The sequence below is a fragment of the Cellvibrio sp. KY-YJ-3 genome (assembly GCF_008806955.1).
In the GTDB taxonomy this organism is placed as follows: Bacteria; Pseudomonadota; Gammaproteobacteria; order Pseudomonadales; family Cellvibrionaceae; genus Cellvibrio.
Genome location: NZ_CP031727.1, coordinates 4329909 through 4352347, shown reverse-complemented (window position 1 = coordinate 4352347; position 22439 = coordinate 4329909). Strand labels below are relative to the sequence as shown.

General features: G+C 46.9%; 21 protein-coding genes. 16 read left to right on the top strand and 5 right to left on the bottom strand.

Going from position 1 to position 22439, the window contains the following annotated elements; all coding sequences use genetic code 11:
• The first annotated feature begins 171 nt into the window (after positions 1-171).
• The 3 genes from D0B88_RS19255 to D0B88_RS18440 all read left to right on the top strand — a co-directional run bounded on the left by D0B88_RS19255 (position 172) and on the right by D0B88_RS18440 (position 5386).
• The gene (locus D0B88_RS19255; protein ID WP_304487081.1) at positions 172-2541 is read left to right on the top strand and encodes a LamG-like jellyroll fold domain-containing protein; all 2370 of its coding nucleotides are present in this window, start codon (positions 172-174) and stop codon (positions 2539-2541) included.
• 80 nt (positions 2542-2621) lie between these two features.
• Positions 2622-3206: a hypothetical protein gene (locus tag D0B88_RS18445; RefSeq protein ID WP_151058991.1), complete on the top strand. Its 585-nt coding sequence runs from the start codon at positions 2622-2624 to the stop codon at positions 3204-3206.
• Positions 3207-3430: 224 nt separating this feature from the next.
• Positions 3431-5386, top strand: a complete 1956-nt coding sequence (locus tag D0B88_RS18440) for an amylosucrase (protein WP_225318458.1) — start codon at positions 3431-3433, stop codon at positions 5384-5386.
• Between the two features lie 53 nt (positions 5387-5439).
• On the opposite strand, the gene D0B88_RS18435 is transcribed toward D0B88_RS18440, so the two are convergent.
• Both D0B88_RS18435 and D0B88_RS18430 read right to left on the bottom strand, forming a co-directional pair.
• Positions 5440-5703: a hypothetical protein gene (locus D0B88_RS18435; protein WP_007646171.1), complete on the bottom strand. Its 264-nt coding sequence runs from the start codon at positions 5701-5703 to the stop codon at positions 5440-5442.
• A gap of 224 nt (positions 5704-5927) precedes the next feature.
• Positions 5928-6995, bottom strand: coding sequence for an arabinan endo-1,5-alpha-L-arabinosidase (locus D0B88_RS18430; protein ID WP_151058989.1), 1068 nt, complete (start codon positions 6993-6995; stop codon positions 5928-5930).
• A gap of 103 nt (positions 6996-7098) precedes the next feature.
• Here D0B88_RS18430 and D0B88_RS18425 point away from each other — a divergent pair, with 103 nt between their 5' ends.
• Together D0B88_RS18425 and D0B88_RS18420 are read left to right on the top strand one after the other, a co-directional pair.
• Positions 7099-8250 (top strand): family 43 glycosylhydrolase, encoded by a 1152-nt coding sequence (locus D0B88_RS18425; protein WP_007646175.1) that lies wholly within the window; start codon positions 7099-7101, stop codon positions 8248-8250.
• 72 nt (positions 8251-8322) lie between these two features.
• Entirely contained in the window at positions 8323-9432 is a 1110-nt protein-coding gene (locus tag D0B88_RS18420) for an aldose epimerase family protein (RefSeq protein ID WP_225318457.1), read from the top strand.
• A gap of 177 nt (positions 9433-9609) precedes the next feature.
• On the opposite strand, the gene D0B88_RS18415 is transcribed toward D0B88_RS18420, so the two are convergent.
• Positions 9610-9801 (bottom strand): Thivi_2564 family membrane protein, encoded by a 192-nt coding sequence (locus D0B88_RS18415; RefSeq protein ID WP_007646178.1) that lies wholly within the window; start codon positions 9799-9801, stop codon positions 9610-9612.
• Positions 9802-10080: 279 nt separating this feature from the next.
• On the opposite strand from D0B88_RS18415, the gene D0B88_RS18410 reads away from it, so the two are divergent.
• The 11 genes from D0B88_RS18410 to D0B88_RS18360 all read left to right on the top strand — a co-directional run bounded on the left by D0B88_RS18410 (position 10081) and on the right by D0B88_RS18360 (position 20400).
• A complete protein-coding gene (locus D0B88_RS18410; protein WP_007646180.1) occupies positions 10081-11445 on the top strand; it encodes a family 43 glycosylhydrolase in 1365 nt (454 codons plus the stop codon).
• Between the two features lie 97 nt (positions 11446-11542).
• Positions 11543-13492 (top strand): glycoside hydrolase family 97 protein, encoded by a 1950-nt coding sequence (locus tag D0B88_RS18405; protein WP_151058984.1) that lies wholly within the window; start codon positions 11543-11545, stop codon positions 13490-13492.
• A 59-nt stretch (positions 13493-13551) separates the two neighbouring features.
• A complete protein-coding gene (locus D0B88_RS18400) occupies positions 13552-15528 on the top strand; it encodes a family 43 glycosylhydrolase (RefSeq protein ID WP_151058982.1) in 1977 nt (658 codons plus the stop codon).
• A gap of 773 nt (positions 15529-16301) precedes the next feature.
• Positions 16302-16616, top strand: coding sequence for a chorismate mutase (locus D0B88_RS18395; RefSeq protein ID WP_007646190.1), 315 nt, complete (start codon positions 16302-16304; stop codon positions 16614-16616).
• 177 nt (positions 16617-16793) lie between these two features.
• Positions 16794-17291 (top strand): SHOCT domain-containing protein, encoded by a 498-nt coding sequence (locus tag D0B88_RS18390; RefSeq protein WP_225318456.1) that lies wholly within the window; start codon positions 16794-16796, stop codon positions 17289-17291.
• A gap of 158 nt (positions 17292-17449) precedes the next feature.
• Positions 17450-17896, top strand: a complete 447-nt coding sequence (locus D0B88_RS18385) for an SRPBCC family protein (protein ID WP_040393826.1) — start codon at positions 17450-17452, stop codon at positions 17894-17896.
• Positions 17897-18019: 123 nt separating this feature from the next.
• Positions 18020-18421, top strand: coding sequence for a hypothetical protein (locus tag D0B88_RS18380; RefSeq protein ID WP_151058980.1), 402 nt, complete (start codon positions 18020-18022; stop codon positions 18419-18421).
• A 65-nt stretch (positions 18422-18486) separates the two neighbouring features.
• Positions 18487-19110, top strand: coding sequence for a transglutaminase family protein (locus D0B88_RS18375; RefSeq protein WP_050977148.1), 624 nt, complete (start codon positions 18487-18489; stop codon positions 19108-19110).
• Between the two features lie 17 nt (positions 19111-19127).
• The gene (locus tag D0B88_RS18370) at positions 19128-19364 is read left to right on the top strand and encodes a helix-hairpin-helix domain-containing protein (protein WP_007646200.1); all 237 of its coding nucleotides are present in this window, start codon (positions 19128-19130) and stop codon (positions 19362-19364) included.
• Positions 19365-19475: 111 nt separating this feature from the next.
• Positions 19476-19934 carry a GNAT family N-acetyltransferase gene (locus tag D0B88_RS18365; protein WP_007646202.1) on the top strand — a complete coding sequence of 153 codons (459 nt, stop codon included), beginning with the start codon at positions 19476-19478 and terminating at the stop codon, positions 19932-19934.
• Between the two features lie 145 nt (positions 19935-20079).
• Entirely contained in the window at positions 20080-20400 is a 321-nt protein-coding gene (locus D0B88_RS18360; protein WP_007646204.1) for an HPF/RaiA family ribosome-associated protein, read from the top strand.
• A 58-nt stretch (positions 20401-20458) separates the two neighbouring features.
• Here D0B88_RS18360 and D0B88_RS18355 read toward each other — a convergent pair whose 3' ends face one another.
• Together D0B88_RS18355 and D0B88_RS18350 are read right to left on the bottom strand one after the other, a co-directional pair.
• Entirely contained in the window at positions 20459-21355 is an 897-nt protein-coding gene (locus D0B88_RS18355; protein WP_151058978.1) for a S9 family peptidase, read from the bottom strand.
• Positions 21356-21627: 272 nt separating this feature from the next.
• Positions 21628-22347: a FadR/GntR family transcriptional regulator gene (locus tag D0B88_RS18350; protein WP_007646210.1), complete on the bottom strand. Its 720-nt coding sequence runs from the start codon at positions 22345-22347 to the stop codon at positions 21628-21630.
• Between the last annotated feature and the right edge of the window lie 92 nt (positions 22348-22439).

Below are 22439 nucleotides of genomic sequence, written 5' to 3'. Positions count from 1 at the left end.
AAAAATAACGCTTTTATATCGTTTCAGCTAAAAACTCCTGTTTTTGTACAGATTATCTGCAGTTTTTCTTGGCGAGCTTATCGCTGGGTGAGTTTCTGTACCTGTTAGTTTTTTAATTGTCAGACATTAAGGCGAAATAATCATAATTATTGCTACTTCTGGAGAGAATCGATGAAGTTCATAACCCAACCCCAATCCCGACGTTTGGCGGCTTTGTTGGCTTCGGCCTTAGCGCTGGGCGGTTTAGTGACCAGTATGAGTGCGCAGGCGCAGTTGGCGCCGGTGAGCGCGCCCACCTTTCTTAATGCTTCGGTGCACGACCCTTCGGTTATCCGCGTGGATAACAATTACTACGTGTTTGGCTCCCATTTGGCAGCGGCCAAGTCGCCGGATTTGTTGCAGTGGACTTCCATCGCCGATGGCGTTAGTCCACAAAACCCGCTGTTTACCAATGTAGTGACCGAGCTGGCAGAGACCTTCAGTTGGGCGGAGACGAATACCTTATGGGCAGCGGATGTTGTTCGGCTCGCCGATGGCAAATTTTATATGTACTACAACGCCTGCCGGGGCGATGCGCCGCGTTCGGCGATGGGGGTCGCGGTGGCTGATTCGGTGGAGGGGCCTTATGTGGACAAGGGGATTTTCCTCAAGTCCGGCATGTGGGGGTTGCCCAGTGAAGACGGCACCATTTACGACGCACGCAAACACCCTAATGCGGTCGACCCGCATACTTTTTTTGATGCGCAGAATAATTTGTGGATGATTTACGGCTCTTATTCCGGCGGGATTTTTATTCTCAAACTTGATCCGCAAACCGGTAAGCCGCTGCCCAATCAGGGTTACGGTAAACACTTGATGGGCGGTAATCACAGCCGTATTGAAGGCGTGTATGTGCTCTACAGTCCGCAAACCAATTATTACTATATGTTCAGCTCCTTCGGCGGTTTGGATGCGGTGGGTGGTTACAACATGCGTGTTGCGCGTGCGACTGCGCCGGACGGCCCTTATTACGATGCGCAGGGCAACAATATGGCGAGCGTGAAAGCGAATCCCGCGCTGCCTATTTTTGATGACGCAAGCATCGCGCCCTTTGGTGTGAAACTGATGGGCAACTTTTTGTTTGAGCGCAAACTCGGCGAAGTGGGCACCGGCATAGGCACGGGTTATGTATCGCCCGGTCACAACTCGGCGTACTACGATGCCGCGAGCGGAAAATATTTTTTAATTTTCCACAGCCGTTTCCCCGAGCGCGGCGAAGCGCATGAAATTCGTGTGCATCAGATGTTTATGAATGCCGATGCATGGCCGGTAGTTGCGCCTTATCGCTACGCCAATGAAACGCTGGGCACCGTACGTCGCGATTTTGTGGTGGGCGATTATTTGTTGGTGAATCACGGTAAAGATATTTCCGCGACCATTAAAAAATCCCAACATATCAGCTTGAATAGCAATGGCACAGTCACTGGCGCGGCAACCGGTAGTTGGTTATTGGTGGGTAATAATCAGGTGGAAATTAATCTGGCCGGTGCACCTACTTACAAAGGTGTGGTGGTGAACCAGTGGGATGAAACGGCAAAAACTTACACCCTGACTTTCTCCGCGTTATCCAATCAAGGCGTGGCGATTTACGGCAGTAAATTATTAAAACGCACTGATTTGCAAATCGTGAATGCCATTAAAGCGGAATTAAACCTCGGTGATACTTCGGCCATCACCAGCAACCTCACCCTGCCAACCAGCGGCGCACGCAATGCCACTATTACCTGGACATCATCGAACCCGTCAGCAGTTAGCACCACGGGTGTGGTGACTCGCCCGGAAAATGGTGCGGGTGATGCCATGGTGACACTCACCGCGAGCATCAAAAAAGGCACTACCACGGCGACGAAAAATTTTGTGGTAGTGGTGCGTGAGAAATCGATTGGCGGCCTGATTGCACACTATGCGTTTGATAATAATTTGAATGATGCCACCGGTGTATTGGCGGCAGGTAATGTAAGTGGTGCGCGTATCGATTGGCTCGGCGGTAACCTGAGTTACACCAGTGGTGTGCAGGGCGCAGCAGCGGTGTTTGACGGCAATACCGGCGTGCGTTTGCCCAACGGTATTATCAGCTCCAACAATTACACCGTTTCGCTCTGGTTGAACCCCGTGGAACTGAATGCGTTTACCACCAGCTTTTTTGCCGCACGCACTACCGATTCCTGGGTGAGTTTATTGCCAATGGGGCATGGCTGGGTTAATGGCAATACCATGCTCTGGTCAGGCACCGCGTGGTACGACGCTGGTTTGGGTATGAATATTCCCGCAGGCCAGTGGTCGCACTTGGCGTTCACGGTGAATAACGGCGCACTCAATGTGTATGTAAATGGCGTGAAAAGATTCAGCGGCACCAACTTCCCGAATATTTTTACCACCACCAATGGCATTTTTTCACTTGGTGTGAACTGGTGGGATGTGCCCTACAAAGGCGCGATGGATGAGCTGCGTATTTATGAAACGGCATTAACTGAAAGCCAAATTCAAAGCCTGGCATTCTAGGTTTTTGCTGAAAATATTTCAGTCATACCCGCGCACGCGGGTATCCATAAACATTCTTGTTATAAAAAGTGAGTGAAAAAATGAAAGTATTTATTGGAAGTGTGTTGTTAATGTTTGCGGCGCAATTTGCCAGCGCAGCGGTAATTGATTTTGATGATCTGGGCGATGAATCCTTCGCGCAAATTGGTGATGGTTACGGCGGCTTTAATTGGAATGTAATCGGCGCCCTGAGCGGCAGTGATTACCCCGGCACCGGTTTGGATACGGCGGTCGTCTCCGGTACTAATGTTGCGTTTAATGCATTTGGTGCCTGGTCGTCTATCGATTTGGCAGGCGCGGGCAGTTTTGATTTTATCGGCGCCTGGTTTGGGTCTTATTTATTTGAACAGGAACTCGCGTTTGAAGGTTGGTTGGATGGTGTGTTGGTGTACAGCACCTTGGACACTTTTGTAATCACGCCCGAGAGCGCAAGTTGGATTCAATTGGATTGGGCGGGTATAGATCAGCTGATGATTTACAACAGTCTGGCTGACTGGGGAGTTAGTTGGGGTATGGATGATTTCACCGTAGAAATCCATCGCCCTGCCAGTGTGCCTGAGGCATCGGGCTTGGTATTGCTGCTAATGGGGGTTTTGGGCGTAGGTGTGTTGCGCCGCCGCGCATAATTGGTCGATTAACTTTTTCAGTGTTAATTAAGAAGTTATAAATTTTAGTTTCTTAAAAACGCCAGCCGGATAAACCTGCGCTGGCGTTTTTATTTGTGGCGAATCTCCCGCTGTTTTCGGCAGCAATCGCTGCTGTCCTGTCTATACTCTTTTTATTCATATCCTGCCAGTTGGTGTAAAACCCAGTGGTCGCTAATGTATAAATTTATAGTCGGGAAGACACTATGAATCCTGTTAAAGAAATAAATCCAGCAAGCGAAAGCAAAAAATGTTTAACCCGTGTTCTTGGTGCTATCGATTTATCGTCGCTCACTAAAACTGATCACAAAGTATTTTTATCCCGCCTTGAGCAACATTTTCCCACTTTGTTTGAATTGTTGTTGCAGGTGTATGACAAACACTACGACTTGCACTATCACCTGCAGCAATTGGTGCAAACCCTCGCCAGTAATTTTGCCCAGCGCAAAGCGCGCCTGAAAAAGAAAGATAAACAGCGCCTTGCTGATCCGCTTTGGCATAAATCGGAACAGATGCTGGGCATGGCCTGTTACGTGGATTTAATGGCCGGTGATTTAAACGGACTGCTGGCAAAAATCCCCTATTTCACCGAGTTAGGGCTGACCTATTTGCATTTAATGCCGCTGTATAAATCGCCGGAAGGTGATAGCGATGGTGGCTATGCGGTATCCGATTATCGCTGTGTGAATCCTGCCTTGGGCACTACCAAAGATCTGCAACGATTTGCGGATGCCTTAAGCGACGAAGGCATCAGCCTGGTATTGGATTTTGTGTTTAATCACACGGCGGATGATCATGCCTGGGCCAAAGCGGCGCGCGCTGGCGATGCTGAATTTCAGGATTATTATTTAATGTTTGATGATCGGCGTATTCCCGATCAATACGATGCGACCCTGCGCGAAATTTTCCCCAGTGTGCGCCGTGGCAGTTTCAGTTATTTGCCGGATATTGATAAATGGGTGTGGACGACTTTTAACAATTTTCAGTGGGATTTAAATTACGGCAATCCTGCCGTGTTCCGCGCGATTGTGGATGAAATGTTATTCCTCGCCAACCTCGGCTGCGATTCCCTGCGGCTGGATGCTTTGGCGTTTATTTGGAAAGACATGGGTACAGTGTGTGAGAATCGTCCCAAGGCCCATGCGCTAATCAAAGCCTTTAACTGCTGTTTGCAAATTGTCGCACCGGCGGTGGTATTTAAATCTGAAGCGATTGTGCACCCGGATGAGGTGGTGAAATATATCGCGCCCACGGAATGCCAGCTCTCCTACAACCCGCTGCTAATGGCGCTATTGTGGAATAGTTTAGCCACGCAAAAAACGCGGTTAATCACCCAAAGTTTAAGTCACCGCTTTGAAATAAATCCACACTGCAGTTGGGTCAATTATGTGCGCTGCCACGACGATATCGGCTGGACGTTTGACGATGGCGATGCGGCGCATTTGGGCATTAATGGTTACAATCACCGGCTGTTTTTGAATCAGTTTTACACGGGTCGTTTTGAAAATTCGTTTGCGGTGGGCTTGGGTTTTCAAGAAAATCCGGAAAACGGTGATTGTCGTGTGTGCGGTTCACTGGCATCACTCGCTGGGCTGCAACAGGCATTGGAACGCAATTCCCCGGCATTAATTGAGCTGGCAATTAAACGCATCTTGTTATTGAACAGTGTCATTTTAAGTATCGGCGGCGTACCGCTGCTGTACGCGGGCGATGAATTGGCCATGCTTAATGATTACAGTTTCCAGTCTGACCCTCACAAATTGCACGACGCACGCTGGGTGAATCGTCCGCGTATTGATGAACCAGCGCTTGCACTCGCGCACAAACCCGGCACACCGCAATACACCGTTAATGTGGGTTTGCGCAAAATGATTGCGGCGCGTAAAAAACATGCGGTATTTGGCAACGCCAGTACCCATATTTTGCGTACCGGTAATGACCATTGTTTTGCTTATTTACGGCAAGCGGATAATGGTGAGCGGTTATTAGCGATATGTAATTTCAGTGCGGCTGAGCGCGAGATAAATGCAGACATATTGCACAATTTATTGCCCGCGCGTGAGGTGATTAACCTGATTGATCACAAACCCTTGGTCATGGATTTTAGCAAGCCGCTTGTGCTTAGGGCGTATCAGGTAATGTGGTTGTATTTTCCAGGTTAACTATTTTCAATAGATACCCGCGTTTGCGGGTATCGAAATTTTTGACCTGAAAATTACTGGCGCGATTGGCGGCGCTGCAATAAATCGGCGATGGGATCGGCAGAGTTTAATTGCGCATCAATTAAATCGGCTTGGGCGCGAGTTTGGTGTAGCAGTGACATTAACAGCCGCACCTCATCGTACATTTCGCCGTGGGTTTCATTGCACAGACGGCGCCCCATTTCCTGCGCCAGGCGCATCACTTCAGCCAACTCACGTGCAGTTTCACCCTGTTCTTCACGCAGCCACTTGGCGTGGTTGATGTTGTCGTGTTTCATGGCGCTTCTCCTAATTGATCCTGTTCCTTTATCAAGGTTGTGGCGGGTAAACAACTATCTACCCGCCACAGCTATATCCTCGTTAAAGCCTAGACCTTTCAGGAGTGTTAAACAAAGAGTTAAAACTAATAACCCCGCGGAATTCCAATCAAAAAGTTATGAGCTATTTAGTTAAACTCGCACAAAAGGTTTAACGCGCCACACCACACAAGCTTACTTTTTTCTTATTTAACTCGTTTACTTTGGTATGTATCCAACTCTTTTGGGTCAACCATAGGCCAGCCTTCTTTGTCCCAGCTGATATTCATGATTTTTAATTTCTGCAAATATTTATCCGCGGTTTCATAGGCGTGTAGCACCAAATAATCTTTACCGTCCCATGAATAGGCGCTGTTGTGGCCGAGGCCGACCCAGTTTTTATTGCCGAGTAGTAACAAGCTGCCGCCGCCTTGGTTCATGTCGCGGCCAGCGCGGTCAAGGTAGGGGCCGGTGACATTTTTGGAGCGGCCTACGGCGAGGTGATAAGTGGATTCACCGCGTTTACAGCAGAGGCCCCAGCTTACGAATAAATAGTAGTAGTCACCTTTGCGCAGAATAAATGGCGCTTCAATTTCACCGGGGCCGGCGTTAACGTCGGTGCCGGTAGGAACCTGATCACGGCGCGCTATGCTGTGCCACTCTTGTGGTTCGGCAGGGCGGGTGAGGTCGCTGTTTAATCTAAAAATTTTTAAACCGCTCCAGAAAGAGCCAAAACTCATCCAGGCTTGGCCTTGTTCATCAAAAATTACTGCGGGGTCGATTGCGTTCCAGTTGTCGCGGTTGGGCACCGATTCAATCACTATGCCTTTATCTTCCCAACGGTAGTCGGGCGATTTGGGATCCAGCGTTTTATTAACTGTCACACCAATTGCTGAGGTATTTTTGCCAAAGGCGGATACCGAGTAATACAAATAAAACTGGTTGTTATGTTCGATCACATCGGGCGCCCAGAGGTGACCGTCAAAGCTTGGCGACACCGATTTGGCCCAAGTGGGTTGGTCGGCAAAGGCGCGGTCAGAGAAAGTCCAGTTCACTTTGTCTTTGGAGCTGTAAATAGTGATGCCGGGGCCGGTGCTGAACAAATACCAGGTGTCGCCTTCGCGTGCCATCACGGGGTCGTGCACATCCACTTGTTTGGCTTGGGCAACCGATGCTCCCAATAACAGGGCGACGGCGTTGAGGAGCAGCGCAGCGGTATAACCAACGCGGGCAGTAGCTTGGCGGAAACGGGTGAGGGGGGCTGTATTTACCATAGTTAACTCTCTTATAGGTCGATTTCTCTCAATATGTAATATAATATTATTCCATTAAAAATAACAGTTAACCGGTGTAAAGCCGGGCACAGGAGAATCATCCATGAAGTTTATTGCTATTCAATCGCACACCTTCCACTTGTTATCCCTGAGCAGTTTGCGCATCGCCGCCGTGGCGTTGGGTAGTTTTTTATTGGCGGCTTGTGGGGAATCTAGCGCACCGGTCGGTTCAGCTGAGTCAGCCGCTACCAGTGAATCTGTTGCGGCCAGTGCATCGTCAGTAGTTGGCGATATCAAACCGGAAACCGCGAGTGATGTACCGGTGGCCTTGGTGCCGCAGCGCGCTGACCCGCAAATTTATCGCACCGAATCGGGCCATTACTATTTTATTGCGACAGCGCCCAAGTTTGATCGCATTCAGTTGCGCAGCTCACCTAGCTTGTCAGGTATTGGCAGTGCAGAAGAAGTGACCATTTGGGAAAAGCATGAATCCGGCCCGATGAGTGAAAATATTTGGGCGCCGGAATTACATCGCTTTAACGATACCTGGTACATCTATTTTGCCGCTGGTGAAAAAGGTGTGGGTGGTAGTATTCGCATGTATGTGTTGGCCAATGAATCGGCCGACCCCATGCAGGGTGAATGGAAAGAATTGGGTCTGGTAAGAACCGCGCGCGACTCCTTCTCGCTCGATGCCACCGTGTTTGAGCACAAAGGCCAGCGCTATTTGGTGTGGGCGCAACGTGACCCGGAAGGCACCATGAATTCCGCGCTCTATATTGCCACACTGGATTCGCCTACTCAGGTTGGTGCACTGGAAGTGGAAATTACCCGCCCGACATTGGATTGGGAAATTCAAGGTTATAAAGTGAATGAAGGTGCAGCGGTGATTATTCGCAACGGTAAAATTTTTATCAGCTACTCGGCGAGTGCTACTGACCATCGCTATGCGGTAGGGTTGGTCTGGGCCGACGTGGACGCAAATTTACTCGATAAAAATTCGTGGAATAAATCGCCTGAGCCGATTTTTTTCACCAACGAAAAACTCAAGCGTTTTGGCCCTGGCCACAATAGTTTTACCCTGGCGGATGATGGTAAAACCGATGTGCTGGTATATCATGCGCGCGATTACGCCGAGCTACAGGGCACACCGCTTACTGATCCCAATCGCCACACCTATATTCGTGAACTGGGTTGGACAGCCGAGGGGTTCCCCGACTTCGGACAAGACCAACCCGATGCCCTTGCTCCCTGAGCGCAGGGGTTTGAAGCCCGGCGCACCGAGCGCCACGCCTCTACTAATACTTCAACTACTATGACAGCAGCTATGACAACAACTACAGCACCACTATCGGCAACAACATCTACAACAATGATTGCGCAAAAATTATTTGGCACTACTCCTGCGGGCGAAGCGGTAAACGAATTTACCCTCACCAATAAACTGGGTAGCCAGGTAAGTATTATTACCCTCGGCGGTATTATTACCGAGTGGCACATGCGCGATAAAAACGGCGCGCTCGGTGATGTAGTGTTGGGGTTTGACACCCTTGAACCCTACCTTGAGGTAGGCCCTTATTTTGGTGCACTGATTGGCCGCGTGGGCAACCGCATTGCCAATGCGCAATTTACGCTGGATGGCACGACCTATAAATTAACTGCTAACAATGGCAGCAATAATTTACACGGCGGCTCACAGGGGTTTGATAAAAGAGTCTGGAGCGCTACCACCGCTGAAGATGCAAATGGTCCCATATTAAAATTGCATTTGCTCAGTGAAGATGGCGACCAGGGCTTCCCCGGCAATTTGAGTGTGACTGTCACTTATCAATTCACCCACAGCGATGAATTGATCGTGGATTATTTCGCCACGACCGACAAAGCCACACCGGTAAACCTCACCCAGCACAGTTATTTTAATTTGGCTGGTATTGGTGCAGCGTCAGGCGAAACTATTCTCGGCCACAAAGCCCAGATATTTGCCGATCACATTAACGCGGTAAATCAAGCGGCAATTCCGGTAGATGAACCAATGCCGGTTGCCGGAACACCGTTTGATTTTCGCGAGCCGACGTTAATTGGCAGTCGCATTAATGATGAGCACGAGCAGATAAAAAATGGTTTTGGTTACGATCACAATTTTTTGATCAATCAAAAAACCTACAAAGCATTAACCCTGGCGGCGCGTGTTGAAGAAGAAACTTCTGGCCGAGTACTGGAAGTATTCACTGAAGAGCCGGGCGTACAATTTTATTCCGGTAACTTTTTAGATGGCACTCTTACTGGTAAAGGTGTCACTTATAAAAAGCGCAGCGGTTTTTGTTTGGAGCCACAGCACGCTCCCGATTCGATTAACCAAGCACAATTTCCATCGATAGTGTTGCGCCCTGGTGATGAATATAAAACCCGCACCATTTTTAAGTTATCAGTTAAGTAATTATTCGGAGTAGGGTGGAGTCGCGCAGCACTCCGCCGCACTTTGCAGTAGACAACAAAAAACGCCCTGTACTGAAAAGTGCAGGGCGTTTTTTTATTCAACATAGTTCTAACATGGCTAAACGAAAAAGCCCCGCCTTTCATCTGAAAGGCGGGGCTTTTTGTTACAGCGTCTGAGCTAGATGGTCAGTCGCGGTAAATAGTTGCCCGGGATAATGCCGAAGACTGAAAGCACTATCAGAATCAGCATGATAATGAATAAAACCCGCACCACTTGCGCCACCGGTGACGGCAGCGGCAAGAGTGATACCAGCCACCAGATAAGCCCGAATACAACCAGGTAGACGATAAGGTTAATAATGGAGTCCATGATCTTTTCCTTTGCGATTTGCTAACGATGGTGCGCAGGGCATTACTATTTGCCCTAACGCTTAAGTGATATTGATCATAACGAAGCGGGAGGGTTTTGGCGGTGCGCTGGCGTACACAGGAGTGTGGTGGCGCTGTTACCCATCTACACCACAAGTGTAAAGACCACCTAAATCCCTTGGCCTGAAAGTAGATTTATGAGTAAAATCAATTTGTCTTATAATATTAAGACAATATCAATCACAACCTACCGTCTAACAATAATCTACAGGTAACCATTATGTTTAAATCAATTCTGGCGGGACTGGGCCTTTTGCTGTGCAGCGTTAGCGCATCGGCGATTACGCTTTCGGGTTTGACTAATTCCCATGACCCGGGTGCCCTTATTAAGGATGGTAATACCTACTTTCACTTCACCACGGGTACCGGTATTTGGTACTCCACATCGACCAATTTAACCACCTGGACGGGTGGCCCGGCGCCGGTATTTACCACTTACCCCAGCTGGATTTACAGCAAGATCCCCAATTTCAGCGGCTCTTTCTGGGCGCCTGAAGCGATTCATATGAATGGCTACTACTACCTTTATTACTCCGTATCCACCTTTGGCACCTCGGTGTCGGCAATTGGGGTCGCGCGTTCAGCATCGCTGACCTCACCCAGCTGGCAGGATTTGGGGGTAGTGGTGGAGTCCTGGGGCGGTAGTAGCGAAATTAACGCGATTGACCCGGCGCTGTACCGCGACCATGACGGCAAGGTGTACATGAGCTACGGTTCGTTTTTTGGTGGGATTGGCGTGGCTGAAATCAACCAAAGTACCGGTAAGCTCAATGGCAGTGTGACTAAGGTATATGGTGGCAACCACGCGGATATTGAAGCGCCTTACATTTCACGCAATGGCGATTATTACTACTTATTTATTAATCGCGGCGCCTGCTGCCAAGGTGCTAATAGTACCTATTACGTGCAGGTCGCACGCTCAACTTCCGTCTACGGCCCTTATACCGATGTGCGCACCTTGCTGCCTAATGTGGATGGCAACTACAAAGGCCCAGGTCACATAGGTTTGTTAAAACAAGATGGCTGCAATTACACCTCTATTCATTATTACGACTTGAACGATAACGGCAATGCCAAGTTAGACCTGTTAAAAATGACCTACAGCAATGGCTGGCCGACGCTCACGCGTAATTTTTCTGTCGCCAGTTGTGGTGGTGTGAGTGATGGTTTGTATCGCATTACTGCGCGTCATAGCAATAAAGATCTACTGCCTGCCGCTAAATCCTCCGCCAATGGCGCGATGATTCAACAGGAAACCTGGAACTCTTATCGCGCCCAACAGTGGTATGTGATTAACCAGGGCACGGGTTATTACAGCCTGATTAACGCGGCGAGTTTGAAAAGTTTGGACGTGTACAACAATTCCACCGCTGCGGGCGCCAATATCGCGCAGTGGGATTATTGGGGTGGTGCAGGGCAGAAGTGGAGCCTGACGAATAGCAGCGGCTATTACACCATTCGTTCGCAACTGAGTAATTTACCGCTCGACGTGTTGAATTTAAGCACGGCAAATGGTGCACAAATCATTCAGTGGAATGCGACAGGTGCCACCAATCAACAATTCAGTTTAACCCGCTTGAAATAAAACCCGGGTTTGACGCGCGGCGCCTTTCGGTGGTTGATAAAAACTGTCGGAAGGCGCTGCGCTTTTCCAACCGACAAAATATAAATGGAGAGTTTTGATGAAAAAAATAGCCAGCGTTTTGCTTGTGATGGGCGTGAGTGTGTTGGGTACTGCCTGCAGTCAAAAAGCGCCAGAACCCCTTACCAGTCCCGACACTAACCTTAGTGTTAAGGTATTTGTTACCGAGCAAAATACACTGGCTTATTCAGTGGATCGCGCGGCGCAGCCGGTGATTCTGCCATCAGATTTAGGTTTGCAGTTAAGCGCTGCCGATTTTACCCAGGGCGTCACTATTGAATCGCGTTCAGCCATCACCCCGGTGAGCGATGATTACACTATGCAGGTGGGTAAAAAAAATAAGATCACCTATCGCGCCAATGAACAAACATTTTCTATTTTAAATGCGCAACAACAAAAACTCATACTAACCTTTCGCGTATCAGACGACGGTGTTGCGTTTCGTTATGCCGTGAAAGATTCCGCTATCGCCACCAAAGAATTTGTGAAAGAAACTACCAGCTTCCAATTGCCGGAAACGGCGCGCGCCTGGTTGCAACCTATGGCGGTGTCGCAAACCGGTTGGAGCAATACCAATCCATCCTATGAAGAACATTACCAAATGGATATTCCGGTGGGCACTGCTTCCACCCTCGGTGCGGGCTGGGCGTTCCCAGCGTTGTTTAATACCGGTAATAACTGGGTATTGATCTCGGAAGCGGGCGTGAATCGCGACTGGCATGCCTCACGTTTGCATCATGAATCACCCAAGGGCAAATATACATTTGCAACACCACAAGCGCCGGAAATTTATATTGCACCCAATGGCGAAAAAGGCGCACTGCTTGCCAATAGCCGCGGCGATTTAATTTCCCCCTGGCGTATTCTCGCAATAGGCGATTTGCCGCGCATTATGGAATCAACTTTAGGAACCGATGTCGCTGAGCCTGCCATAGCGCTGGATAAAAATATTATCCAGCCTGGTCACTCATCCTGGAGCTGGGCTATTTTAAAAGATGATTTCACTACCTTCGATGTGCAAAAAAAATTCATCGACTACGCCGCTGAAATGCACTGGGATTACACCCTGATTGATGCCGATTGGGATAAAAAAATCGGCATGGAAAAATTGAAAGAACTAGTTGAGTATGCTGCGCAAAAAAATATTGGCATTCTGGTATGGTACAACTCATCGGGCAGCTGGAATGAAACACCCTACAGCCCTAAAAGCGAATTGCTCACCCATGAGCAGCGCCAGGCTGTATTTGCGCAGTTGAAATCAATTGGCGTAAAGGGTTTGAAAATCGATTTTTTTGCCGGTGATGGTCAATCCATGATGGCCTATTACCACGACATCATGGCCGATGCTGCTGCACATGGTTTGTTGCTCAACTTTCACGGCGCCACTCTGCCGCGCGGTTGGCAGCGCACTTATCCCAACTTAATGACCATGGAATCCATTAAGGGTTTTGAGTTCACCACCTTTACCCAAGCCGACCAGGACCCGGTAGCGGCGCATGTGGTTATGTCGCTTTTTGCACGCAATGTGTTTGACCCAATGGATTACACGCCCATGGCTTTTGGTGATATCCCGAATATTAAACGTGTGACAGAGAATTCATTTGAGTTAGCCGAAGCGGTGCTCATGATTTCCGGTATTCAACACTTTGCAGAAATTCCCGAAGGTATGGCGACTGCACCGGACTATGTAAAAGCATTTTTGCAAGAATTACCGCGTGCATGGGATGAGGTGAAATTTATTGATGGCTACCCAGGAAAGTACGCCGTAATTGCCCGTCGCGCAGGCGATGTTTGGTATGTCGCTGGTATTAATGCGAAAAAAGAAAATAAAACCCTGAATCTGGATCTAGGTTTTATCGGCGACAAAAAAGGCACGCTGATTGCCAGTGGTGCAGGTGAGCGCGATTTTATACAGCAGGATGTTAATACCAAAACACCACACACTCTTAGCCTGCGCCCCAGTGCCGGTTTTGTGATGGTATTTAAATAAATTTTGGCATACGACCAAAAAATCAAAAATTAAAAATGTAAATGTGAGAGAGAGGTACCATGAAAAAATTATTATCCCTGTTGTTATTGCCCGCGGTATTAATCGGCTGCGGTAAAGAGGCAGAGGTGCCCGCTGAAAAAAGCGCGGCACCCGGAGCGCAAACGTCGGTTGCAAGTCAACCGGCTAATGGCCCCACCGCCCAGCAAATGGTCAATAGCTTTATCAACCCGATTTTCCCCAACGGTGCCGACCCTTGGTTGGAATATTTTGAAGGCAATTATTATTTAACCACCACCACCTGGACATCGCAGTTGGTGATGCGCAAATCGCCCACACTCGCTGGCCTTGCTACAGCAACGCCGATTAATATCTGGTCAGAGAGTGATTTGGGCCGTTGCTGTAATTTTTGGGCGTTTGAATTTCATCGCCTGAATACACCCAAAGGGCCGCGCTGGTACGTTATGTACACCTCGGGCATTGCCGAAAATTTTGATCGCCAGCATTTGAGTGTGATTGAAAGCCACGGCGATGACCCGCTCGGCCCTTATACCTACAAAGGTTCGCCCATGCCCGATATTTGGAATATCGACGGCAATTATTTTGAGCACAAGGGCCAGTTGTATTTGCTCTGGTCCCAGTGGGTGGGCGATGAACAAACCATTTGGATTTCCAAAATGAGCAACCCCTGGACGGTAGAAGGTGAGCGAGTAAAAATTATTCGCCCCGAATACGAATGGGAATTTTCTGGCATGAAAGTCAATGAAGGCCCGGAAATGTTAAAGCGCAATGGCAAAACCTACATGGTGTATTCCGCGAGTTTTTGTAATACCCCGGACTACAAATTGGGCTTGGTGGAATTAGTGGGCGATGACCCGTTAAAAGTAGAGTCTTGGCATAAATTTGATAAGCCGGTATTTAGCAAAGCCAACGGTGTGTTTGGCCCCGGGCACAACGGTTTCTTTAAATCGCCCGATGGCACCGAGGACTGGATTATTTACCACGGTAACGCCAGCGAATTGGAAGGTTGCACCAGCACTCGCTCAGTGCGCGCACAAAAATTTACCTGGAATGAAGATGGCACCCCAAACTTTGGTGAGCCGGTCGCTGCCGGTGTGCCTGTAGCATCTCCCTCTGGTGAAAACGGCCCGCTCGTCACTAAAGTGCAAGGCACTCAAATATCCTTGGTAAGCAAAGCGGATAACACCTGTGTGGTTGCCGATAATAGCGGAAAAATTTCTGCCGCGAGCTGCGCAGATACCGCGAGCAATAATGCCAGCGCGACTTGGAATTTGGATTACACCACCAACGGCAATTATCGATTGGTAACACCAAGCGGATTATTCCTCACCGCCGGTGGCGAGCAGTGCGCGATTACCGATGCAGGGTTGAGCAGTGCCCCTTGGCACAACCAACTTTGCCAGCAATGGCAAATCAAACCTTATATTAAAGGTTGGGTCGCACTGGTAAATGCACAAACCCAGGAAGAGTTACGCTTTGCTGATTGCAAGGAGCCCGCGCCAAAAGAAGTGCAAAAATCAGTTGAGGATATTCCGCAATTTATCGAGCCAAAATCTGCTTGTGCCCAATGGGCATTACAACCACAAGGTGAAAATGCCATCACCAGTATTCAAAGCGGTAAAGCAATTACCGTCGTGGAAAATACAGCCGTTAAAAATATTGCGCAGCAAGAGTGGCTAAACAAATCGAACCAACGTTGGAAATTTGCAGCGGCCGATGAAGGTTACTTCTACATTCAGCCGAGTGCCGAGCAATCTAATAGCAATGCACAACAATGTATTGCGGTCGCAAAAAAGTCTATCGTGCCCGGTACTAATATCGAGCTGGAAAATTGCGGAGAGGATTACACCCAATGGCAAGTAGAGTTTTTAGCTGACGGCACCGTAAAACTCGCCAACCGTAAAAGTACACTGGTCATCGATTTAGCTCACGGCGGCGTGGAAGACTTCACCAACTTCGCCCAAGCCCAATGGCTAAACAGCAACGGACAGCGCTTCCAAATTAAACCCGTACAATAATATTTCCTGCATAGGGTGGGTGCCGCACAAACGGCATCCACCATTTTCGATCACCCCGCGAGTGCATGTATCCTGCCCCCCGTTTTAATTAGCTGCACCAATCCTGATAATCTGCTCGTGCCGCATATCACCTTCTTGTTTATCTGCCCACAAGATTAATGCTTTTAAAAACAGTAGGTTATCTGTAGTAAAAAATATCGCATAAAGCAATAACCGGCGCAGTATCCATACTCGCGCCGGTTTTTTAATAATTGATATATACAAGCAGCTCGCCAAGTGATTGAATCAGCAGTATCTTTTTGAGTAAAAGGTACCCGCCATAAAAAGATATGCGGCTGGGTGATATACGGCTTGAGCCGTTTAATAAACTGTTATAGCGTGCGAACTGTTTTTGAACGTACACAAGGAAAGCTCATCGCAAGCAAACACCTTTTGGCGTTTCCGCAATGTTCAAAGTGCGCAGTGTCGTTCCGGTGCTAATAGAAAGTGTGTGGCAACGCGCTTCGCATTTTGGGGTGCAAGAAAGAAAATCGGTGTAAATTGTGCATCGGTAATATTAATTGGCAGCTTCGGTTGGTTTTTGTAGAAACGTGGCTTTCTGAAAGTGCAAACCGTCGCTGCCATAACAAGAAGCGCCAGGCTCGCACACTTCGTGTGCTGGACGCATTGTAAGTAGCGCTTTTATGGTTTTGCTTCGCAAAAGTCTTCCATAAAATCACTACTTACAACGCGCCCCTGCGCTTAACGTTATAGGCACAAACAAGGAGTTAAAAATGAACAATATCGTAACCTGCAGTTCCCTTGAGGAAGTTCGTTCAAATATCGATGCTATCGATCAAAAAATTGTTAGCCTTATCGCTCAGCGTGGCGGCTTTGTTATGCAAGCCGCTCGCTTCAAAAAAACAACCGAAGACGTTAAAGCGCCCCAGAGAGTCGAGCAAGTAATTTCAAAAGTACGTGCTCTTGCAGTTGAATCAGCAGCAAATCCCGATGTCACTGAAGCCGTTTATCGTGCAATGATTGCTGCTTTCATAAATGCCGAGCTTGCAGAGCATTCATCTCTTGCAGGTAAAACGGTAAAATCATAAGCGCAGCATGTACATTTTTCTCCATTTAAGAATGGAGAAAAAATAGCAACCTATAACAATGCATTGCACCTGACGCATTGTAAGTAGCGCTTGTGCAATATCGCTACGCTAAGTTTATCGCAACGCGCTACTTACAATCCGCAGGTGAGCGCAACGTTAGGCTATGAGATCGAAAATATGAAAGTCCTTCAAAATCTGCTATTTATATGTGTTTCAATTTTACAGGTGAGTGGATGTACTTCCTCTAATGTTATTCCAACTGGGCCAGATACTTATATGGTTTCAGCGAGTGGGGCAGGTTTTGCAACCGCCGGTGTACGAGAAATCGTTTATCAGAAAGCAAATGATTTTTGCGCATCGAAAGGGCTGGTTATGGTTCCAGTTTCGTTTAAAGCACGTGAAGGGCAGCTAGGTAGGAATCCTCCGAGTGCAGATTTAATATTTCGCGCATTAAAACCCGGAGCCCCAGCAATTGAGAGACCGGACATTACAGATGCAAATGAAAATATTGCAGTTGCACAAAATATTAAAATATCGGTAAAAGGTGAAGAAAAACCTGAAACGAAGTCTGACACTTACAATGACTTGCTTAAACTGGACGATCTTAGAAGGCGTGGAATTCTATCAGAAGTTGAATTTGAACAAGAAAAAACGAAACTTCTTCAGTCAAAATAAATAGAGCCTAACAAAGTGGTCAAACACCGTTCCGCTTCGCTCCACTGGACAGAATTTAAGTCGCAGTTTTGTGGTTTTGCTGCGCAAAAGTAATCCACAAAACCACAACTTAAAAACTGCCGCTGAACTCGGCGTTATATTTTCCGGAAATTGGTGCCATGAACAGTTCTGATGTCAGAGTCGAAACAGAAATCGAGGCAAGTGCCGATACTGTATGGAATATTATTTCAAGTTTCTCAAAATGGAGTGACTGGCATAAAAGTGGTGTCGAGGTTCGCATGAAAAATGGGGTCCCAGTATTACTTAAAACCCAAATGTCTGGTCTCCCGTTAAGAATAAATCTAAATAAAGTAAAAATTGTAGAGCGTAGGCATCTAGAATGGACTGGGACACTTCCAATCATTGGAGGTTTGCTTAGCGGCATAAGAAAGTTTACCTTATCTGAAATATCCGAATCCCGCTGCAAATTAATACAAGAAGAAACATTTTGTGGTGCTTTTAGTGGTTTGGCTAAACGTAAACTAATTATTTCTTACCAGCATAGGTATAGCCTTCACAATCAAAAAATAAAAGCTATAGCTGAGTCAAAATATAACAAAGCGTAGCAACCCGCGCACTGCGTGCACTGGACAGTTTATAAGTCGCAGCTTTGTGGTTTTGCTGCGCAAAAGTCACCCACAAAACTACGACTTACAAACTGCCGTTGAGCACGGCGCTATGGTAAAAATATGTTTCTAAAAGATATTATTCACGGGGCGGCATTAAGTGCTTTAGCTATCTTAATTGTCTTTCTACTTCCGTATTTAACAATGGATCATGATTTGCTAAAGATTTCTACCGCTCTCATATTGGCTGCTCCATTGTTGTACATAGGCTACAAATTTCGCGGCAAAATTGAAGTGCCGCTTATTGAATATATTGTTTTTAAAAATCATAAATTATGGCGGTATTTAATAGGTGCAGGCCTCATAACTGCAGTCACATCTACAACGCTTAAAATTCATTTTAATAGCATTATTAACTTTGACGCTCTAACAGTTGTAATTACTTATGCAGCATCAATGTTCGGAAATACCGCAACCATAGCCACAATTATTTTTATTGGCTCTTCATTAAATAGAAAACCATAACAAGCGACTGTGGTAAAAAATCAATACCTGAAACGCAACGTTAGCCGTAATAGGAAATCGAATACGTGCATCAATATCTAGAATCAACGAAATATATAGATTGGAAAGAGCCAGAGGTGCTGGCTAAGGCGAAGTCGCTCGCTGACGGCACGGAGAGCCTTGAGCAAATTGCAGATAAATGTTTTGTCTTTGTTCGAGACCAAATTAAGCATAGCTGGGATTATGAGTGTGATCCTGTAACGTGTAAGGCTTCCGATGTTCTGAAGTACGGAACGGGCTACTGCTATGCGAAGAGCCATTTGCTTGCGGCACTTTTGCGTGCGAACGGCATTCCGGCGGGCTTATGTTATCAGCGGCTGACCATCAGCAATGATAAGCCGCCGTTTTGTCTGCATGGCCTGAATGCTGTATATCTTGAAATGCATGGCTGGTATCGAATTGATGCCAGGGGAAACAAGGCCGGTGTTGCGGCTGAATTCCGTCCTCCGGTTGAGTATTTGGCATTCCCGATAGTCTCAGATGGAGAAGCTGATCTACCGGAGATATGGGCAGAGCCTATAAAGCCCGTTTTGGACGTTCTTTTATCCAAGAAGACGTATCGTGAGGTTGCAGACAATCTGCCGGATATTTGGCTGGTTAGTGCTAACAAGCAATGCACGCGACAAGCGCGTGATTGCGGCGTTAACTAATACAAGGAATAAAAACTGTGCCATTTTCTGAATCTGAAAAAGCAGTATTGCTAAGCGTTAAAGGTGTAGGGCCAAAAGTTGTAGAGCGCTTAGAGCAAATGGGATTTGTAACGCTATCTCAATTGGCTAGCGCTGACATAAATAATATTTTGGAGCATGGCGCAAATATTACCGGGTCAACTTGCTGGAAAAATAGCCCGCAAGCAAAAAATGCTATTAGTTCGGCAATTAATGCAGCACGCAGTTTCCTCTAAGCAAAACTGTAAAGGAGCGCTCATAATTTCTTTAATATATGGTCATTCTAAAAATGGAAATGAGTTTTTTGCTTAAAAACTGCGGTTTAATCCAACGTCAGGTGTAAATAAGTGCTTAACTTTATAGATGCCGAAGTAAAAGATACCGATCTGCTTCGAGATACCTTAATTACATCGAAGGGCTATTGGGGTTATTCTCAAGAGCAGCTTGAAGAATGGAGATCTAATTTAAGGTTTGAAGAAAAGTATATTTCTCGCAATACAGTCAAACTAATTTTAAAAGATAAAGATGTGATTGGATTCTTCGCCATAGTGAAAGGCGATAGTGATGAGCTTGATCATTTTTGGCTATTGCCAAAAGCCATTGGCAAGGGCTATGGGAATCTAGTATTTGAACAAATTCTTTCAGAGTGTAAAACGCTGGATATCACTGAGTTTTATATAACATCTGATCCAGACGCTGAAGGTTTCTATTTAAAAAAAGGGGCATTTAAAGTGGGGGAAATATACAGTGAACCTCAAAAAAGAATGCTGCCCAGATTAAAATTTACTTTAGCCATAGTCGCCTAATAATTACCGGTGTGTCCTTATTTAGTATCTATGGCAGCCTTTACACAGCTTTCCAATTATTAACCTAATCATCTGAACCCCACCGCTAATTATCAGTCATAAAAAATGCAGCACCTTAATGAAGATGACTTGATTGGAGGTAGATATGCAAATTCAGGTGAATACGGATAAAAACATTCCAGGCAAAGAAGGTTTGGCTCGGCAGATTGAAGGCATACTTTCTAAAAATTTGGGGCGCTTTTCTGCCCAGCTCACACGCGTGGAAGTGCATTTAAGCGATGAAAACGGTGCTAAATCAGGCCGGAAAGACAAACGTTGTTTGCTTGAGGCGCGATTAGCAGGGCGCGAGCCAGCCGCAGTAACAGGTGAGGCTGGGACTATTGAACAAGCAGTCGCTGGTGCTTCCCAAAAAATGGTCAGCCTGCTGGATAGTGAATTAGGAAAACTTTCCAAGCGAAATATCTAGTATTTCCGTGCAAATAGAAGCAGAGTTTTTACTCTGCTTCTTTGGGTTATTTTATTTTTTATTTCATATTTTTTTTGTCAACAACCCAGCCTTTCCATGTTGATAATTTTGGGGTTTTTCCTTTAAAAAGCTTGCTGGAATTTTTATCGCCTTTTAATTGCCAGTTAAGCCACGCCGTGGCGACCTTGCCATATTCACCGCCAAACGCTTGTGCATAGGTGCCGCCGTGACCTACGTTCAGGTTAGCGACAAATACCGGTACATGATTAATTTTTTTCACATCATCCATGCCATTTTTATAGGCTATGTCAGATGGGCCGCCCAGCAAATAGAGGGTTGGTGTGTGAATTTTTTTCAGTTGGGTTTTGTCCAGTTGCGGCATCATCGGCATGGCATTGCCGCGCAGTGGTTCGATAAAAATACCGCTGTTGGCGACTATCAATGTAGTAATGCGCGGGTCGTCTGCCACTTCCAGTGCTTGTAATCCACCGCAGGACATACCGGCAAGGGCAATTTTGTTGGTGTTCAATTTCTTGAAGTAAACGCTGTTTTTATTGGTGTTTTGTGCAAATGCCCAGTCTATAGCGGCGGTGAGTTTGGCAGAGGTTGATCTCTCTTTATTTTGTTCACCAGATGCTCTGGGCATTGTTCCTATAGCGATAACCATAAAACCCTGCGAGGCGATTTCATTTAAAAAATTGACGTGTTCAAACGGCGAGTCAAAACAGGCGCCGTTACCCCAGACAACAATAGGTAAGGTTTTTTTACCGCTGAAATGCTGGATATCCTGCGGGCGGAAAATAGTGTGCGTTTGGAGTGAGTCCTCGCTTTTCATAATTGCAGGAAATTTTCCTGTCCCGCCACCTTCTACAATCCGGCTGTTGGTGTCTTTGGCAAATGCGGGTGTTGCAATACTGAATGTTAGCATCCATAAAAAGGGTAGTATTTTTTGCATGGGAAAGTTCCTTGTTAATTAAGGCTATTGTTTTATCGACTATATCAGTCGCGCCCAATTAACCTGGAATGCCTTAACAAAAAATTTCTGATGGCTTGTAAAAGCGGGTAAATATTTGGTTTTTTTGCCTAGTTTTTTAGGGGTGAAAAAATTTATCCCGATATGAAAACAAAAGGTAAAAATAAAAAATAAAAATGTAAATAATAAATAGCGAAATAAAAAAGGCAGAACTCGCGTTCTGCCTTTTTGCGTTTCAGGATTTCGAGTAAATATTATTTCACGCTTTCCTGTTTCACAATTTCATCTTCAATAAAATTCAGGGCTTCGTCGATAAGCGCGAGCATGGATTGTTTGGCGCGTTCGGGGTTGCGGTTTTTGATGGCGTTGAACACTTTGGCGTGGTCTTCCACTATGCCGTCGTGGTTACCTTTTATGGGGCTGGTGTGGCTGATACTGACACGCAAAGCGGTTGAAATGAAATCGCGCAGGCGGATGTAAAAACGGTTGTTGCTGGCGTAGAGAATGCTGACGTGAAAGGCGATGTCGGCTTCCAGGTCTTCTTTGCTGTTTTCTTCGGCGTTGCGCATGCGCTCCAGCGCTTGTTCAATGGCGTCGATTTTTTTGTCGTCGGCGTAGCGTGCGGCAAGTGAGGCGGCTTCGGGTTCAATGGCGATGCGCACTTGCAGGAATTCTTTGAGCACTCTGAGGGTGGGGCGGCTTTCCAGGGTCCAGCGCAGTAAGTCCGGGTCAAAAATATTCCATTGGTCTTCCGGCAGAATGCGAATGCCCTGGCGTGGTTTGCTGGAGATTAACCCTTTGGCGGAAAGCATTTTTACCGCTTCACGTACCGCGCTGCGGCTTACGCCAAACTTCTCACACAGTTCGGCCTCGGTGGGCAGACTGTCGTCACTGAATTCGCCACAGATAATTGTGCGTCCCAGCTCTTGTACCATGCGTTGTGAAAGATTGAAGTTGCGGTCGAGAAGCGCCATTATTTTTGTCGTCCAGATAAGCAAAAAAGATCGCTGAAGATTAACGATTTATTATTCATAATACAATCTGAGAATAGCGTGGGTGGCCGCAA